General features: G+C 50.6%; 14 protein-coding genes. 11 read left to right on the top strand and 3 right to left on the bottom strand.

The genetic code is table 11. The features are described from left to right. The first annotated feature begins 73 nt into the window (after nucleotides 1-73). From ABD851_RS06525 to ABD851_RS06505, 5 genes are read left to right on the top strand one after another with little or no spacing between them, the layout of a single operon-like run. Nucleotides 74-3,097, top strand: a complete 3,024-nt coding sequence (locus tag ABD851_RS06525; protein WP_344977309.1) for a SusC/RagA family TonB-linked outer membrane protein — start codon at nucleotides 74-76, stop codon at nucleotides 3,095-3,097. Between the two features lie 18 nt (nucleotides 3,098-3,115). Next, nucleotides 3,116-4,753: a RagB/SusD family nutrient uptake outer membrane protein gene (locus ABD851_RS06520; RefSeq protein WP_344977306.1), complete on the top strand. Its 1,638-nt coding sequence runs from the start codon at nucleotides 3,116-3,118 to the stop codon at nucleotides 4,751-4,753. Between the two features lie 31 nt (nucleotides 4,754-4,784). Next, entirely contained in the window at nucleotides 4,785-5,891 is a 1,107-nt protein-coding gene (locus ABD851_RS06515) for an alpha-L-fucosidase (protein WP_344977303.1), read from the top strand. Nucleotides 5,892-5,939: 48 nt separating this feature from the next. Next, nucleotides 5,940-6,800, top strand: a complete 861-nt coding sequence (locus ABD851_RS06510) for an amidohydrolase family protein (protein WP_344977300.1) — start codon at nucleotides 5,940-5,942, stop codon at nucleotides 6,798-6,800. A gap of 8 nt (nucleotides 6,801-6,808) precedes the next feature. Beyond that, the gene (locus tag ABD851_RS06505; protein ID WP_486303612.1) at nucleotides 6,809-9,616 is read left to right on the top strand and encodes a family 78 glycoside hydrolase catalytic domain; all 2,808 of its coding nucleotides are present in this window, start codon (nucleotides 6,809-6,811) and stop codon (nucleotides 9,614-9,616) included. A gap of 108 nt (nucleotides 9,617-9,724) precedes the next feature. Here ABD851_RS06505 and ABD851_RS06500 read toward each other — a convergent pair whose 3' ends face one another. The 3 genes from ABD851_RS06500 to ABD851_RS06490 all read right to left on the bottom strand — a co-directional run bounded on the left by ABD851_RS06500 (nucleotide 9,725) and on the right by ABD851_RS06490 (nucleotide 11,474). Continuing rightward, nucleotides 9,725-10,144: a DoxX family protein gene (locus ABD851_RS06500; protein WP_344977294.1), complete on the bottom strand. Its 420-nt coding sequence runs from the start codon at nucleotides 10,142-10,144 to the stop codon at nucleotides 9,725-9,727. A 129-nt stretch (nucleotides 10,145-10,273) separates the two neighbouring features. After that, a complete protein-coding gene (locus ABD851_RS06495; RefSeq protein ID WP_344977291.1) occupies nucleotides 10,274-10,714 on the bottom strand; it encodes a VOC family protein in 441 nt (146 codons plus the stop codon). Nucleotides 10,715-10,769: 55 nt separating this feature from the next. Beyond that, nucleotides 10,770-11,474 (bottom strand): DUF899 domain-containing protein, encoded by a 705-nt coding sequence (locus ABD851_RS06490; RefSeq protein WP_344977288.1) that lies wholly within the window; start codon nucleotides 11,472-11,474, stop codon nucleotides 10,770-10,772. A gap of 394 nt (nucleotides 11,475-11,868) precedes the next feature. Here ABD851_RS06490 and ABD851_RS06485 point away from each other — a divergent pair, with 394 nt between their 5' ends. The 6 genes from ABD851_RS06485 (at nucleotide 11,869) to ABD851_RS06460 (ending at nucleotide 17,393) form a co-directional block, all read left to right on the top strand. Continuing rightward, on the top strand, nucleotides 11,869-13,275 hold the full coding sequence (locus ABD851_RS06485; protein WP_344977285.1) for a hypothetical protein: 1,407 nt from the start codon (nucleotides 11,869-11,871) through the stop codon (nucleotides 13,273-13,275). Between the two features lie 58 nt (nucleotides 13,276-13,333). Further along, the gene (locus tag ABD851_RS06480) at nucleotides 13,334-14,647 is read left to right on the top strand and encodes a hypothetical protein (protein ID WP_344977282.1); all 1,314 of its coding nucleotides are present in this window, start codon (nucleotides 13,334-13,336) and stop codon (nucleotides 14,645-14,647) included. A gap of 161 nt (nucleotides 14,648-14,808) precedes the next feature. Further along, nucleotides 14,809-15,384 (top strand): TetR/AcrR family transcriptional regulator, encoded by a 576-nt coding sequence (locus ABD851_RS06475; protein WP_344977279.1) that lies wholly within the window; start codon nucleotides 14,809-14,811, stop codon nucleotides 15,382-15,384. 10 nt (nucleotides 15,385-15,394) lie between these two features. Next, a complete protein-coding gene (locus ABD851_RS06470) occupies nucleotides 15,395-15,607 on the top strand; it encodes a hypothetical protein (protein WP_344977276.1) in 213 nt (70 codons plus the stop codon). A gap of 81 nt (nucleotides 15,608-15,688) precedes the next feature. Further along, nucleotides 15,689-16,231 (top strand): RNA polymerase sigma-70 factor, encoded by a 543-nt coding sequence (locus ABD851_RS06465; RefSeq protein ID WP_344977273.1) that lies wholly within the window; start codon nucleotides 15,689-15,691, stop codon nucleotides 16,229-16,231. Between the two features lie 100 nt (nucleotides 16,232-16,331). After that, complete coding sequence (locus ABD851_RS06460) at nucleotides 16,332-17,393, top strand: FecR family protein (RefSeq protein ID WP_344977270.1); 1,062 nt, start codon at nucleotides 16,332-16,334, stop codon at nucleotides 17,391-17,393. The last annotated feature ends 122 nt before the right edge of the window (nucleotides 17,394-17,515 follow it).

The raw sequence follows: 17,515 nt of genomic DNA, 5'->3' as shown, positions 1-17,515 counted from the left end.
CTCATCTACAGGCAAGAAGCCGGCTGCTGCGAAAACCCGCCCCTTCAGGATTTTCCTCCCATTATTGACCGCCATGCTATATACTGCCGCGCATGCGCAGGTCCCTGCCGGGGCTGATCAGGTACACGGAAAGGTGGTGGGCACACAAACGCCTCCCGACCCGCTCGTCGGTGTTTCCGTACAGGTTAAAGGGACGGACCGGGGAACCGTAACCGATCCGAACGGGCATTACGAAATAAAAGCGGGCCGCGGGGATACGCTTGTCTTTTCCTATGTAGGATATGATGCGGGTGAGGTTGCTGTACAAACAAACCCTGAGATCAATATGACCATGAAGACTGCTACAAGCGGCCTGAACGAAGTGGTGGTGGTGGGATATGGCACGCAAAAGAGAATGAATGTCACCGGGGCTATTTCTTCCATCTCGGGAGACGAGCTGCAGTCCTCTCCCGCACCCAATATCACCAACAACCTGTCCGGAAGGCTTCCCGGCGTGATCGCCGTAAATCCCAACGGACGACCGGGAGAAGGATCAAACTTTACGATCCGGGGGATGGGCTCCTTAAACGATAACAGTCCCCTGGTCGTGGTGGACGGGGTGGTCCGCAGCGATTTTTCACAGATTGACCCGGCAGAGATCGCCAGCATAACCATTTTAAAAGATGCCTCTGCTGCGGTGTACGGCGCAAGGGCCGCCAACGGCGTTTTTTTAATAACCACCAAACACGGGAAGACCGGCAGTCCGGAGATCACCTACCGGGCAGATTTCGGGTTCCAGGAACCTACGCTGTATCCCAAAGTGATGTCTGCCTACCAATATGCAAAAACCCACAATGATGCCCTCATCAACCAGGGTTATGATCCGTCTAATCCATCCCAGGCGCCCCAGTTCTATACCGAAAAGCAACTGGACGACTACCGGAGCGGCAGGGATGGCTCCGACTGGTATGCGCTTACCTTTAAAAACAGATCATTCGTCACCCATCATAACCTGACCCTGAGCGGCGGATCCCAGCACATCCGCTATTTTGCCTCTGCCGGCTTTGTGGACCAGGATGGTATGTACAGCGGCATCAATTTCAAGCGGTATAATTTCAGGAGCAATATTGATGCGGATATCAGTAAAAACCTGACCGTGACGCTTCAGCTGGATGGCCGCCAGGAAAAATCCGCATCTCCGGGCTATGACGCCAATTACATCTTTTTTATAACCAAGGTGCAGGATCCCACCCGGAAGGCTTTCAACAACGACGGAACGCCCCGCAACACCACCGGCGCCCATCCCTGGGCAATGGTCCACCAGTCCGGATATATCCAGAACACCGACAACCTGTTCAACGGCACCCTGTCGTTCAGGCAAAAGCTGCCTTTTATTACCCAGGGGCTGGTACTCGGAGGAACGGCCTCCTGGCACAAGGAATATGACTTTGATAAAAAATTCTTCACTCCATACACCATGTATGACGAAGATGAGTCGGGAAATATCATCGGAACCAAAGTAGTGGATGCCCCGACCTATCTCAACGAGACCTATCAGCAACTTTACAACAGCACATTTAACCTTTCTCTGGAATATACCGGTTCATTCGGGAAAAGCAATATAACAGGCCTGCTGCTGGCCGAGCAATCCGACGGGGGAGGAGATAACCTCAACGGTTCCAAGGCAGATTTCCCTTCAAACATCAAGGATCAGCTTTTTGCAAGCGGATCCGAAAACCAGACCATCTCCGGTTATGGCATCCTTACCGACGCCCGGCAAAGCATCGTCGGCCGCTTTAACTATGATTATGCCAGAAAATATCTTTTTGAGGTGGCCTTCAGGTATGACGGCTCCTATAAGTTTCCCAAAGGAAGAAGGTTTGGGTTTTTCCCCGATATATCGGCAGGATGGAATATCTCAGAAGAACCCTTTATCAGGGATAATCCCGGTCTCGCCTTTATCAGCAACCTGAAGCTCAGAGCTTCACAGGGCCTGCTCGGAAATGACCGGGTTTCACCGTTCCAGTATGAAGAGCTGTATACCCTGCAAAGCGGTGCAGGACCTGTATTCGGAGGCGTACCACAGATCAATGCATATTACGGGGTTTTTCCGAATCCCGATATCACCTGGGAAAAAACGTCCATAAGCGATATAGGACTGGACGGGACGCTATGGGACGGTCAGCTGGGATTTGAATTTGACTATTTCTATAAACACACGTATGATATCCTGTGGAGCCAGGTGCGATCCGTGCCGTCCACTTTCGGCAGGACATTACCCAGTGTGAATTATGCCCAGATGAACGACAAGGGGTTCGAGCTCTCCCTGAGCCATGTTCACCGCATAGGAAAGCTGCAATACCAGCTGAAGGGGATGGTCAGCTATGCCATTAACAAGGTCGTGCAGATCGACGACCCACCGGGCGCGCCTGATTATGTGAAGCAGCTTGGAAAGCCCGTGGGGTTCCGGTCGGGTTATAAGGCGCTGGGCATTTTTCAAACCGATGAGGAAGCTCAGCAATGGTATGACGGAAAGGAGTTCGGTGAAACAGCCATGGCAGGCGACATCCGCTACGAGGACGTGGACGGGGATGGCGCCATTACCTCAAATGACCAGATCGTGCTCTCAAAGAATAACGGGACTCCAAAGATCATATTCGGACTGAATATCGGAGCATCCTGGAAAAATTTCAATCTGAATATGTTGATCCAGGGAGCCACGATGAGCAATCTTATGCTTACCGGCAGGGGAAGGGTCATGTTTTCCAACAGCTATTTCAATACGTTCACTTATCTGCTGGACTACTGGTCCAAAGATAACCCGGATGCAAAATACCCGCTGTCCTGGGTCAACTCCAGGTCCGTCAACGACCGGGATTCCGATATATGGCTGAAGAAGAACGGCTACGGGCGGCTGAAATCCGTAGAATTGGGATATACCTTCAAGGGCGCCCGTCTAAAAGACCTGGGCATTGATAACCTGAAAGTCTATTTGTCAGGATACAACCTGCTTACCGTTTCCCAGTTAAAGATATTCGACCCCGAAGCCGAAAGCGGGGAAGGGGAATATTATCCGCAGCAAAGAATGTTCAATGCCGGGCTCAACCTCAGTTTTTAATGCTTTACTCATCCGATCATGAAAAACAGCACATACATTATCTTGCTTTTGGGAATAGCCATATCGGCCGCAACCTGCAAAAAGGATTTTCTAAACAGGAACAATCCGGAAACGATCAGCTCATCCGATCTGTGGAGCGATGCATCCCTTGTTCAGCTGTACATAAACAATATCTATAACGACCTGCCCGGATGGGATTATAACACCTACAATAACATTGCGGACGAGGCCAGAAGCAATTACCCGGGCGGCCCCAATTCCATCATATTGGGAGACTGGAACGATACCAATAATCCCATGGATATATGGGCCGGCACCTATGGCGCTATCCGGAAATGCAACGAGTTCTTCAAAAATATCCAGACCGCCGATATTGATTCCAGTATAAAAACGAGAGAGATCGGAGAGGTGAAATTCCTCAGGGCCTTCTTTTATTTCAGGCTGGTAAAACGCTATGGCGGCGTTCCGCTGATCACCGAAGCGCAATCGCTTTCCGACAGCCTGCTGATTCCCAGAAATTCAGCAGATGAGTGCTTTACCTTCATTATCGATGAGCTGGACGCCGCCGCAGAACGCCTGCCTGCCGAGGCGGACAAGGGAAGGGCGACAAAAGGGGCGGCGCTGGCCATCAAAGGCAGGGCCCTGCTGTTTTATGCAAGCCCATTGTTCAATCCGGATCATCAGGCACAGCGGTGGAAGGAGGCAGCGGAGGCATGCCGGGCCGTAATGGACCTGCACGTCTATTCGCTGTATCCCGATCTCAAAAAACTCTGGCTGGATCCTTCCAACAGCGAATCCATCTTTGAAGTGGAATATCATATGCCGGAGAAATACCACGGGCTGGATGCAAAGGTAAAACCGCTTATCATTGCCAACGGAGATGCAGGACAATGTTCCCCGCTCCAGGAGCTGGTGGACGCATTTCCCATGAAGAACGGCAAGCTGATCACCGACCCCGGCTCCGGATATGACCCGGAGCATCCTTACGAGGGAAGGGACGACAGATTTTATGCCGATATTGCCTATAACGGCGCCCAGGTCAGCGGAACCAACGGCGGGCCGCTGAAAACCATTACCCTAAGGGTCTTCCGGGGCGGAAGAGACTATGATTCCGTGCCCTCTAACACTGTATTCAATACCCTTACGGGATATTTTTGCGTCAAGGCCATAGACCCCGGCAACACCAACTATCACTACGGTTACGGAAGCACGCAGCCATGGATAGAGATCCGTTACGCCGAAGTATTATTAAACTATGCGGAAGCGCAAAATGAAGCAGAAGGACCAGATGCCGGCGTATATGCCGCCCTGAATGAGATACGCCAACGGGCAGGCATCACAGCAGCGCTTCCCGCAGGCCTGAACCAGGATGAAATGAGAAAGGTCATCCGCCAGGAAAGATACGTCGAGCTGTGTTTTGAAAACAAACGGTACTGGGACCTGCGGAGATGGAAACTGGCTACCGCCTATCTGAACGATATGAAATACCACGGGGTCATTATCACCAAGGAAGCCGACGGCCATTTTACCTACGACTATCAACCGTTTGACCCGCAACCCATGAAGTTTGAGGAAAAGATGTATCTGATGCCTATTCCGCACAGCGAGATCCTGAAAGATCCCCACTTAAAACAAAATCCGGGATGGCCGCAATAATTTTCACAATTTTGTATAAAAAGCATCTCTTATGTCCGATCCATCCAGGAGAAGGTTTATCCGGTCCTCTGCCGTAGGAGCCGGGGCTTTGCTGACCGGCAGCCCTTTTGCCGGTAGCCGGGGGGCAAATACCCCGGACGATCCCGGTGTAAATGGCGCCCAACGGCTTAGTCTGTCCAAACTCAAACAATGGGAATCGTTGGGCTATGGTATGTTCATCCACTTTGGCATGAGCACATTTGTAGGAAAAGAACTGCCTGAAGGAACCGAAGATCCGGAGCGGTATGCTCCCGACCGGCTTGACGTGGACCAGTGGATCGCCACGGCGCATGAAGCGGGAATGAAATATGCCGTTCTAACCACCAAGCATGTTTCAGGTCATTGCCTCTGGCCCAGCCAATACACCGATTATACGGTGGCGAGCAGCCCGAACAAGACGGACGTGGTGCTTGCATTTGTAAAGGCGTGCAGGAAATACGGTATACTTCCCGGCTTCTATTACTGCTCCTGGGACAACCACCATAAGTTCGGCAGCATGACGCCCTCGGACCTGAAATGGTCTCCGGTGATGAACGCTTTTCCCACCGGAGATCAAAAGGATCTTGCTCCCTTTACTTCTTCGATGTATCAGACCTTTCAGACCGCACAGCTCACCGAACTCCTTACCCGGTACGGACCCATCGGAGAGGTCTGGATCGATATCCCCGGGGTGCTGGGTCAAGGCTACCGGAGCTTTTTATACCAGCATATCGCCGGCTTGCAACCGGATGCCCTGATCATGATGAACAGCGGAATCAGCGACGGGGAAGAATACAACAAGGACTATGCCTGGCCCTCAGATCTTATTGCCATAGAAAGATCAATACCGCCGGCATCCGGTCATAAGAAATGGAGGACCATAGACGGCAAGAAATATTATATGCCCGGGGAAGTATGCGTTCCGCTCGGTAAGGAATGGTTTTATGTCGAAGGGGATGACCCGAGATCCGACGACGATCTTTCCGGTGCATACAAAGCCATCCGCCGGCGGGGAGCCAACCTATTGCTGGATGTGCCGCCCGACCGGCACGGCCTTATCCCGGAAGCGGCTGTAAAAGCCCTCAGCCGGCTGCGCAAAAATGCAAGGATCGCCACCTGATGCAGTGCCGGTAAACCCTTTATCCGTTTGTAGATCATCTTAGCAGGTATGACCGAAAGCCCGTTTAACTTTTCATGGACAGACGCCCATCTGCATCTTTGGGATATAAAGCGGATGCATTATCCATGGCTGGACACCGTAACGCCCATACGAAGATCCTTTTTTATAGAGGATTACCGCGAAGCAGCAAAGCAATTCCCTATCCAGCACATGGTGTTTGTACAGGCAGATTGCCTTCCGGACGAATATATGGAAGAGGTCCATTTTGTGGAAGAGCAGGCCGGGAAAGACGACCGTATACGCGGGATAGTGGCTTATGCTCCTTTAGAAAAAGGGAAGGAAGCCAGGCGGGAGCTGGAAGAGCTGAAGCGGCATCCTCTGGTGAAAGGTGTACGCCGCATGTATGACAATGAACCGGAACTTTGCTGCTCCGCCCCATTCATAGCCGGCTTACAGCTGCTGCCCTCTTATGGATTCAGCTTTGACATCAGCATCAAACCGCATGTCATGCAGCAAACGGTCCGTATGATAGCCCGTTGTCCCGAAACGCGGTTTATACTCGATCATTTAGGCAAGCCCGATATCAGGAACCGGGATTTTGAAGCATACAAAAGAAATATAGCGCTGCTGGCATCCTTTCCGAACGTAACCGCCAAGATCTCCGGGCTGATCACCGAAGCGGATCCGGACAGCTGGACACCGGCAATGCTTAAGCCTTATATCGATCAGGCCATACAATGTTTCGGGCCGGGGCGTTTAATGTTTGGAGGGGACTGGCCGGTAGTATTGCTGGCCGGTACTTACGACCGGTGGATCCGGGCCCTGGAAGAGGCCCTGGAGGATTATTCCTCCGAAACAGCAACGGCAGTTTTTTGTAAAAATGCCCTAAAAATCTATAACCTGAGCTAACCGGTCTTATGAAGAATGGATCATCCTTGAAATCAGTCAGCAGAACATTTTTCCGTCTTTGTATTGTTCCGGCGACGCTCCTGTTTTTTGCGCAGGCAACCGCAGGACATCCGGTATTAAACCCGGGAACGCTTACCTGCGAATACCAAAAAAACCCTTTGGGTATCGATGCTCCCCGGCCGGGGCTGAGCTGGACGCTTGTCTCGGAAGGACGGAACCGGCGGCAGTCCGCCTATGAGCTGATCGTAAGCGATGACAAAGCTGCTATACTTCAGCTGAAAGGCAATATGTGGGCTACAGGGAAAGTAACTACTGACCGGAGCCTCCATATTGAATACAATGGGAAACCCCTGCAATCGTTCACCCGGTATTTCTGGCGGGTAAGGGTTTATGACCAGGATGGGAACGCCTCTCCCTGGAGCAGCCCGCAATGGTTTGAGACGGCCATGCTGCACGCCGGGGACTGGAAAGCATTATGGATCGGGGATGGCAGAAAATCCTTCACAAAGGATGAGGATTTTTATCAGGACGACCCCATGCCTTTGTTCCGAAGAGTCTTTTACACCGGAAAGAAAGTAGCTTCGGCAAGGTTGTATATCTGCGGGCTGGGTTATTATGAAGCCCGCATCAACGGCAGGAAAATAGGAGACCATGTGCTGGATCCCGGCTGGACCAATTATAGCAAACAGCTTCTGTACTCGGTATATGATGTGACCGCCGCTGTGCATCACGGCGCCAATGCCATGGGGATAATGCTGGGCAACGGATGGTACAACCCGCTGCCCCTCAGGATGTGGGGCAGCAGGAACCTGAGGGATGCGCTGACCACGGGGATGCCCTGTGTAAAGGCGCAGCTGCGCATTGTCTTTACAGACGGCACCGTACAGACGCTGGTGACAGACAAAGGCTGGAAGACCATGCCCGGACCGGTAATACGGAACAGCGTTTACCTCGGCGAACATTACGATGCCCGGCTGGAGCAGCCGGGATGGGCCGTTCCCGGTACGAAAGCGTTCAAAGGACAGAAAGATGCGGTAACGGTAAAGGGGCCTTCCGGCAAGTTGACCGTACAAACGCAGCCCCCGGTGAAGATCATAAAAGTGATCCGCCCGGTAAGCATGGCCGAGCCGAAACCGGGGATATATGTATTTGATATGGGCCAGAATTTTTCCGGCGTAGCCCGCATACACGTGCATGGGCCCCAAGGTACGACCATTGTACTCCGGTACGGGGAAGATAAATACAAGGACGGGAACATCAATGTGATGACCTCTGTAGCAGGGCAGATAAAAAACGGTAACGGGGGAGCGGGAGCGCCACGGATCGCCTGGCAGGAAGACCGTTATACGTTAAAAGGCAAAGGACATGAAACATGGGCGCCGAGCTTTACCTTCCATGGCTTCCGGTATATAGAAGTGAGCGGATGGCCGGGTAAACCGTCGCTTCAGGATATAGAAGGCCTGTGCATGAGCGCGGATGTGGAGCCGGCCGGCACCTTCGGATCATCCAATCCGATGTTCAACCGGCTTTCCCGGAATATCCGGTGGACTTTTAGGAACAATATGTTCAGCGTACAGTCTGATTGCCCCGCCCGTGAAAAATTCGGTTACGGCGGGGACCTGTTCTGTACCTGCAATGCCTTTATGTTCGATTTCAATATGGCCAATTTTTACCGGAAGACATTACAGGATGATGTAAACGATCAGCGTTCCGGAGGAGGCTTTACCGAAACCGCTCCCTATGTGGGTATTGCGGACAGCGGCCCGGGAGATCATTCCGGCCCTATGGGTTTTCAGCTCAGCTTCCCCTATCTGATGGAGCAATTATATAATTTTTATGGGGATAAGCGGCTGATCGCCCAATATTATAAAGCTTTCAGACGGGAGGTTGAATTTCTCCGGGAACATACCGAAAACTATTTATCCGATGCCGATCTCGGCGACCACGAATCGTTGGACAAACCCTCAAAAGCGTTTACCGCTTCTGCTTTTTATTATCACCATGTAAAGCTGATTGCAGCATTTGCAAAGCTACTCGGCAAAAAGGCTGACGCCGAAAGGTATGGAGCGCTTGAAAACAGGATCAGACAGGCTATTATCCGCCGGTTCTATACGGCCGGCACCGGGAAATTTGACAGCGCCTCCCAGTCGGCCCAGGCGTTCGGTCTCTGGTACGGGCTGGTTGTCGGGCAGGAAAAGAAAAAGTCGCTGGATATTCTGTTAGACAATATAGACCGGCACGACGTGCACCTGACCACTGGCATATTCGGCACCAAAATGCTGCTGGACCTCCTGCGCCGGGAAGACAGGAATGATGTTGCTTATCGTATCGCCGATCAGCGGACCTTTCCCGGATGGGGCTATATGATAGACCATGGCGCCACTACGCTGTGGGAGACATGGGCGTATTCGGATAATGTATATTCACAGGACCACCCCATGTTCGGCTCGGTAAATGAATGGTTTTACCGTTCGTTGCTCGGCATTAACCCCGGAGCTCCGGGTTTTAAAAAGATCATCATCAAACCGCAGCCGGCTGGCGATCTGACCTATGCGCAGGGCAGCTATCTTTCTGTACGCGGCCCCATTACAAGCAGCTGGAAAATAGCCGGAAGCCGTTTTCAGCTGCAGATAAGGATACCGGCCAATACCACGGCGGAAGTATGGTTGCCGGCGGCCAGCGACAAGCATATTACGGAAAGCGGCAAACCGGTGAGCGGGATCCCGGGCATCGCATTCCAAAGAATGGAAGGCAACTATGCCGTTTTTAATATAGGTTCCGGCGAATACCGGTTTGAAACGGATTACCGGAAATAACACAGTAGATGCATACCGCTGGTCCATTATACGTCTGGTCAGGGATCGGCGGATATGCACTCCCCGGAAATAACAACATTTATTTGCCGGGCTATGCTTCCATAAACTTCATCCCATGCTTACTTCAGATCCGGCTACCTTAACATCTGCCGGGCTGCCGGCCTGCTTTCTTTTCTTATGATAAAAAATATACGAACCGAATACCAGGATCAACCCGAAAAACATGAACCAGGTACCGGAAACAGGATCGCCCACGGCAATAAAAGAAAGGACAGCAAAAACCAGGTCAAAAGTAAAGCCGGCATAAGCCCATTCCTTCAGCCGGGAGAAGCCGGGGACCAGTATCGCAATAACCCCTAATATTTTAGCGATACTGATCAGGGGGCCGAAATATTCCGGGTAACCCAGGTGGGTTGAGATCAGCGCTTTTGTGCTTTCCGGATTAACGAGGCTGGTAACGCCGCTGAACAGCATCAGCGCGAGGAGAAGTCCGGTAAATATCCAGTAGATAATATTTATCTTTTTCATCTGTTAATATTTATTTTTTTATAGTCAGTCCTGCCTGCCATAGCTTTGCAGTGGGCAGGTAATACCGAAGGCGCATCGGCACCTTGCGGTTTTCGCTGGTTTTTCTAAACCCCCGCGATGATCTTATTTTCACGATCCCTGTGACGCGTTACTGTAATTGATCATCCAGCAGACGCCGTATTTGTCTTTGAAGCTGCCGAAGTAATCTCCCCAGAACTGGTCCTGCATGGGCATTTCTACTTCCCCGCCTTTGGACAATCCCTCAAAAAGACGGTCGGCTTCTTCCCGGCTGTCGGACGCAAGGCTGATATAATTGTTGTTGCCTATGGTCAGCCTGTGGCCCATGGAGGGAAAGATATCGCTGGCCATGAGCAGGCTGCCATTGCCCAAAGGCAGGGATACATGCATCACCCGGTCTTTTTCTTCTTCGGGCAGATCGGGCTGACCGGGGGCATCGCTCATACGCATAATGCCATTGCCCGTGAATTCACCGCCGAACACGGATTTGTAAAAGTTCATTGCTTCTTCGGCCTGGCCGTCAAAGTTCAGGTAAGGATTGACTGTTTTCATGTTGATTTGTTTTTAGTAGTTTTTGAAAAGGGTGAGGTATTGTATCTTGTTACGATCAATGGGTATCATATTCATCATGCCTGCGCCACCATATGTAAGGCTCGGTTTGCGGTCTGCCTTCGGGCGTATCCTCCCATATCTCCTGTCTTCCAAACGGGGTAGCGTCGAGAAATCCCCAAACATTTCCGAGCGCTTCGGTACCGCGGGCCGAGGTGAAGTAGGTCCGGTAGATGCGGTCTCCGTCGCGCAGCAATACGCTAAGGCCATGTCCTTCTCCCTGGGGTGTGGTAATGCCAAGGTCTTTGTTAAATGAGTTGTGCCCGGAAGAGACCCAGCGATGCGACCATCCCATGCGTTTCCGGTAGGCTTCGATGCTGGCAAGCGGTGCAAGCGATACCAGCGCCAGGGATATCCCGCGCGCCTTCAGATGAGCGGGGGTGAATTGCCCGATATTGTCCGTAAACATAGAACAACCCGGACAACCCGCATCCGGCCAGCCGTTCACACCCGGGGCAAACATAAAATGATAGAGGAGGAGCTGCCGGCGTCCTTCAAATAAGTCCAATAAGCTTACCGCTCCCTGCGGCCCTTCAAAAACATATGGCTTCTTTATTTCCGTCATGGGTAAGCGCCGCCGCCCGGCGCTGAGCGCATCCCGCTGCCGGGTAAAGTCCTTCTCCCTTTTCAAAAAGGCCTGATGGGCTTTTTCCCAATCCTCCGGCGATACGATATCCGGAAGTCCCGTCTGGATTTTTTCCATGGTATTGTTTTTTCAACAAACATAGGCGTAATTATTTTCTTAAAGCGGGTGCAAAAACGGCATTTTGAGGGGGCAATTACGACAAGATGATCCCTTCCCGATATCCACCTTTGAAAAGTGAGTAAATCGACTGGTAATGTTCTCCCTATAAATGAATAATTTAGATAATATCTCACTCAAAGCTGCATTTGAGGACCCTGAATATAACTTGAACACGTTTGAACAGCATTTGAACAGATGAAGAAGTGAACTTTCTGCTTTGTTTTCCTAATCTTGCCGGGAGTGCTGCCATACACCCTCCGGCTCCGGCTTTCTAATCATATACTTACAAGGCAGACTTATGAAACGGGCATCCCGTCGCAGGCGGATACTATTAATTAAAAAAAATCAACAAATGAAAAGGAATATTTTATTCGTATGCGTTTTCCTGGTCTGCTCCACGGCTTTTGCCCAGAAGAATAAGACGGGGAACTTCCCACTGGAGGCGGCAAAATGGATCTTTACACCGGGGACGGTGGGGTTCATTCAGGAGAAAGGGTCGCCGGCAATGAATATTTCACCGGAAGCCGGGAAAGTAGTGGCTAAGGACCTGAATTTTTCCGACGGCACCATTGAATTTGATGTAAAACCCGATAACCTGACCTTTTATTTCCGTTATCAGGATGCTGAGGAAAATGAATGCTTTTATTTGCGTATGAACCGGGCGGGGGACTCTACTGCTATAGAAGGCATACAGTATGCACCTGTAATTGATGGTGTGCTGCTTTGGGATATCTATCCTCAGTACCAGTCTAATGCCACCTTCAGGAAGGGCGATTGGAACCATGTAAAACTGGTTATTTCCCATGCACAATTGCGCATATACATCAACAATACTGACGAGCCTGCTCTTCAGGTCGAACATTTAGAAGGAAATCCGGAAAGCGGCGCTATTGCTTTCGAGGGAGATATGGTGGTGTCAAACCTGACCGTGATGCCGGGAAAGACCGAAAATCTTTCCTCGTCTCCGGGCATGGACCCCACAGGTAATGATCCCCGATACATCCGAAGATGGGCAGTGACAGATCCGCTCCCGATCTCCAAAAACGTAGACTTCAGCTATGATTTACTTCCCACCCCGGAAACTTCATGGCGGGTGCTGGAGGCCGAGCGGCGGGGACTGATAAACCTGACCCGCGCCTTTGGAAAAAACAAGGTCAGAAGCATCATCTGGCTGAAGGTGAACATTCAGTCAGCTGTGGAGCAAAAGAAAAAAATGAATTTAGGGTTCTTAGACGATGTCTGGGTCTTTCTGAATGGGCAAATGCTGTATTTGGATAAAAACCTGCAAGGCCGGCTAATGGAAAAGGAGCCGGGCGGACGTTGCTCGGTAGAAAACACGTCATTCATGCTGCCTTTGAAAAAAGGAGCCAATGAATTGCTTGTCGGCTTGGGGAATGATGCGTATTGGGGTAGGGGAATGATAGCCCGTATAAGCGACCTGGAGGGAGTTCAAATCACACCTGACCTTACTTTTGACGCCCGGCTAATCAAACTCTCTGACACAGTAGAAAAAATGTATGTCGGCACCTACAAACTGCCCAATGGCACACAGGCGCAGGTTGTCACAGCAGGGAAGTATCTCCGTTTGTCGGGAAAAAGTTTTATTTCCACGTTATTGTATCCGGAAGCAGACAATAAATTCTTCTCCCGGGATATCGGCATTGAGGTTGAATTTTTCAAAAACAACGAAGATAAGGTTACTCACTTTATTGTCTACAGCAATGGCAAGCAGATAGTAGCGGCAAATCGGATGGAATGAGCTAACTTTATACCCATTCAAATTTGTTCATGACTACAAAATACCAATTAACCATTTCATGAACGCCCAACAAACAGAAAGGGAGCTGGATCGTTGCTGTCGGATGATTGAAGAGAAACTGGGTGCAGGTAGTGGAAAAGACTGGTCAACATTTGACTTTGAACAGCTCAGAGAACAAATTTCCGAACAAACAGGCATCTTGCTAAGCGTTACCACGCTAAAAAGAATATGGAACCGGGTCAAGTATAATTCCACACCAACCGGCACTACGCTCAACGCGCTTGCCTCCTTTTTAGGCTACAAAAACTGGCAGGATTTTCAGCGTACGAATACTGCCGTACATCAATTGTCGGAGGACGCTTCTTCCATTAAACCTGCTGGTACAGGGGCCGGACATCCGGATCATTGGCTGAACCGGAAGCGCATATGCTGGATGCTGGGTATCGGATTGACAGCCATACTTGCAGGAGCCTTTATTTTTTCCAAAAGTCATATTTCGCCGAAGCCGTTGTCTCCGGATATGTTTTCTTTCAGCAGCAAACCCGTGACCAATGGTCTTCCCAATTCTGTTATATTTCGCTATGATGCCGCTTCAGCCAATACAGATTCTGTGTACATACAACAATCCTGGGATCCGAAGCGGCGGCACTTGGTCCCTGCAAAAGGCCGGGAGTACTCATCCATCTATTACTATCCGGGTTATTACCGGGCAAAACTGATTGTAAATAACCGTATAGTAAAGGAACATGATTTAATCATTCCTTCTAATGGCTGGATAGTAGCCGTTGAACAGGATCCTGTTCCTGTCTATTTCAAATCGGATGAATGTATACGCAACGGCATTTTACATTTGTCTGCCGAAAGTATACGACAGAAAAATATCCCAATGCAACCTAAGCCACCTGTCGTTTATTATGGAACCGTACTACCTGAAACAGATTTGATGAGCGATAATTTTATCTTCCGGACAAGGCTTAAATCCAATTTTTCTCAAGGCAGCGCTGCCTGCCAACGCATATTTATCACTATTTATTGCAAGCAGGATATGTTCTTTTTTCCCTTATGTGCAAAAGGATGCGTAGGGGGCGACATAGGGCTTTACCTGGCTGGGAAAGCAGCGAGGAGCATGGAAACCGATCTTTCCGCTTTTGGTTGCAATTTAAATCAGTGGGTAAATGTAAGTTGTGAAGTCCGTAACAAACGGGTACAAATATTAATTGACGGTAAAAAAGCGTATGAAACTACTATCTTAAATAAACCTGCAGAGGTACTTGGCGTAAGGTACCAATTCGAAGGCACCGGTTCCATAGATTATATGCAGCTCTCCCATTTAAATGGGGTTAGCGTGCTGAAAGATGATTTTGGTTATTGAGCTCCTCCCTTTTAATGATCATGTCAATATATTGATTTTTTATGTGGTGCCCCGGCAGCCGCGGGAGAAAATCACACAGAAAAAAAATTGGTCCTCTCATGAACAAGTTCTACTTTTGACTGACCGGTCAGTCAGTTTAGGACTGGTCGTTTTTAAAGACGATGAGCAACCATACCCAAAGGCCGCACCCGGGGACCGCTGATCCCAGGAGAAAGATCATAGACGCTGCCCTCTGGCTTTTCGCGGCCAAGGGTTATGCCCGGACCACAGTAGACAGCATAGCCGGCCGGGCAAAGGTATCCAAGGGGCTTATCTATTATTATTTTAAGGGTAAGGGAGATATCCTCAAAGGCATCTTCAGCACCCTGATCGCCGAGAGCGAAGCCATGTTCGAAGACCGGGATCAGCTTTCGCCGCAGCAGTTTCTGAAACAGATCAGCGATTACTCCTTCCGTTTTATCCTGCAGGAAACAAAGCTGCTGCGTCTCACCCTCGCCTTAACGGTTCAGCCCGAGGTCGTAAAAGGATTAAAAAACGAGCTGGAATATGTCCGGAAAAAATGGATAGGAGAGATGACCCGGATATTCGCCGATCTGGGCTATGCGGATCCCGAAGCCGAGGTCTACCTGCTTTGCGCCTTGTTCGACGGCGTAGGGCTGTCCTATGTATCGATGCCGGACTATCCCATACAGGATATACAGCACCTGATTGAAAAAAAATATGGCCTGACATCATAAATACCTTACCGTGGAAGAAATACTTGTTTTTAAGACCGATGCTTCGGAGCAGACCGACCTGGAAGCGCTCCGCAGGCTGTTCAGCCGGGAACAAAAGGTACGGTCCTGGAATTTCGACTTTGATGACTGCGACAACATCTTCAGGCTGGTATCTGCCGGGATAACCTGCGAGGAAGTAATAACAATGCTGGCCTCGCTGGACATCCGGGCAACGGAACTGTAGCCGCCTCAACCATTTTTTTTACACATACATACAAAAAACGATTAGGTTTGTTGCAGGATGCTGCAGGACCATACAAAGCATTTGCAATTCCGTATCGCCGGGGGAGACGAATCTGCCCTGAGGGAATTATATGAATGCTGGAGCGGGCAGCTCTTTCAGCTGGCCATGACCATCATCCGCTCCCGGCCGCTCGCAGAGGAGATCGTGGAAGACGTCTTCCTCAGGATATGGCAGCAGCGGTCCCGCCTGGAACAGATAGAGAACCTGAAATCCTATAGCTATATCCTCACCCGGAATATCAGCATCGACTATCTCCGGAAAACCTCGGGGAAGCGTATTTATAACCTCGATGAAGTACAGCTGCCGCCCTTGCTGGTGGAAGCCACCCCCGAAGAGCTGATGATCTCTGCAGAGCTTCTGAAAAAGATAAACCTTGCCATCAATGACCTGCCACCCAAATGCAGGCTGATCTTCAAGCTTGTCAAAATGGACGGATTGAAATACCGGGATGTGGCCCTCCTGCTCAACCTGCAGCTGAAAACCGTAGAGACCCAGATGAGCATCGCCCTCAAAAGACTGCATAACGCCATCCTCTTTCAGCTGCCGGCCGCCTCACGACAGTAACGGCCATTCAGGCCACCACCGCTCCGCCGGCTTTTTTTTGATCACTTTAAGGGTATCGTCTCCGCTTTTCCGTCATATAAGTCAAGACCACAGGTTTTTTATGTCTGCAAACAGCATCTGGCGGCTGATGGCCAGAAAAGACAGTGGGGATATTACCCCTGCAGAGCGTGAAACGCTCGAACGGATGCTCCGGGAGAACGAGCCCGTAGGGGCTGCCCATGCTTTTCTAAAAAGAATATTGGGGAAAAAACTTACCCTGGCGGAACAGCCCCGCGATGAGGAGGCCGGCTGGAAAAGCCTGGAGCAGCGGCTTCATGCCGATGCCGGGCCGGAAGCCGGACACAGGCTTCGGCGCTGGGTGATGGCTGCAGCGGCAGCCGTGCTCGTTACCACAGGACTCTGGCTGTATTTTTCCCTGGCATCCCCGGATATCGCGAAAAAGGATTTCCGGGCCTCCAATGAAGTATCCACCCAGCCCGGCTCCCGCTCAAAGATCGTGCTGCCCGACGGCACCAAGGTGTGGCTAAACAGCGGAAGCAACCTCTCCTACAACGATTTTTCCCGTACCGGCATCCGCGAGGTAACCCTGAAAGGAGAAGCCTTTTTTGAAGTTGTTCATGACGAAGCACACCCCTTTGTCGTGCATGCCTCCGAACTGGAGATCCGGGATATCGGTACCGCTTTCGAGGTGAAATCCTATCCCGGCGATACGCAATTCGAGGCCACGCTGATTGAAGGGGCTATCGAGATCACCGATCCCCGGGAGCCCGAACGGAAAATATTGCTGAAACCGCAGGAAAAGATCACCATACCCGTCGGCGCTACCCTGCAGGAAATAAAAAAACATCCGCAGGACGATCACGAAGAGACCACGCTGTATACCATTGCCCGGATAAAGCCCGTACACGGAGGACTTTTTCCGGAAACCGCCTGGGTACAGAACACCCTGGTCTTTGACAATGAGCCTTTCGCCGAGCTGGCCCGCAAGATGGAAAGATGGTACAATGTAAAAATATCTTTTTCCGATACGGTCATCAGTCAAACCCGGTTCTCAGGGATCATCCGGAATGAAACCATCGACCAGGCCATGCAGGCCATGCAGTTCTCCGTCCCCTTCCGCTATCATATGGAAGGAAACAGCATCCGGATCAGTAAAAAATGAGCCTTTACTATAAAAAATAACGCCATGACGTGAACACTACTTCCCACCTCAACAAAAAAGGGAGATGTTGCGAGCATCTCCCCAGACAGTCAAGGAAAAAAGCAGTTTTACCAAAGTGCGCT

Origin of the sequence: Compostibacter hankyongensis (genome assembly GCF_039541075.1) — a bacterium.
Taxonomy (GTDB): domain Bacteria; phylum Bacteroidota; class Bacteroidia; order Chitinophagales; family Chitinophagaceae; genus Compostibacter; species Compostibacter hankyongensis.
This window is presented reverse-complemented; position numbering and strand designations above follow the sequence as displayed.

What these genes read in the sequence shown, in the direction of transcription:
- ABD851_RS06520 (WP_344977306.1), top strand. Translation starts at nt 3,116, where the DNA reads ATGAAAAACAGCACATACATTATCTTGCTTTTGGGAATAGCCATATCG.
- ABD851_RS06475 (WP_344977279.1), top strand. Translation starts at nt 14,809, where the DNA reads ATGAGCAACCATACCCAAAGGCCGCACCCGGGGACCGCTGATCCCAGG.
- ABD851_RS06500 (WP_344977294.1), bottom strand. Translation starts at nt 10,144, where the DNA reads ATGAAAAAGATAAATATTATCTACTGGATATTTACCGGACTTCTCCTC.
- ABD851_RS06510 (WP_344977300.1), top strand. Translation starts at nt 5,940, where the DNA reads ATGACCGAAAGCCCGTTTAACTTTTCATGGACAGACGCCCATCTGCAT.
- ABD851_RS06505 (WP_486303612.1), top strand. Translation starts at nt 6,809, where the DNA reads ATGAAGAATGGATCATCCTTGAAATCAGTCAGCAGAACATTTTTCCGT.
- ABD851_RS06480 (WP_344977282.1), top strand. Translation starts at nt 13,334, where the DNA reads ATGAACGCCCAACAAACAGAAAGGGAGCTGGATCGTTGCTGTCGGATG.
- ABD851_RS06485 (WP_344977285.1), top strand. Translation starts at nt 11,869, where the DNA reads ATGAAAAGGAATATTTTATTCGTATGCGTTTTCCTGGTCTGCTCCACG.
- ABD851_RS06525 (WP_344977309.1), top strand. Translation starts at nt 74, where the DNA reads ATGCTATATACTGCCGCGCATGCGCAGGTCCCTGCCGGGGCTGATCAG.
- ABD851_RS06460 (WP_344977270.1), top strand. Translation starts at nt 16,332, where the DNA reads ATGTCTGCAAACAGCATCTGGCGGCTGATGGCCAGAAAAGACAGTGGG.
- ABD851_RS06495 (WP_344977291.1), bottom strand. Translation starts at nt 10,714, where the DNA reads ATGAAAACAGTCAATCCTTACCTGAACTTTGACGGCCAGGCCGAAGAA.
- ABD851_RS06490 (WP_344977288.1), bottom strand. Translation starts at nt 11,474, where the DNA reads ATGGAAAAAATCCAGACGGGACTTCCGGATATCGTATCGCCGGAGGAT.
- ABD851_RS06515 (WP_344977303.1), top strand. Translation starts at nt 4,785, where the DNA reads ATGTCCGATCCATCCAGGAGAAGGTTTATCCGGTCCTCTGCCGTAGGA.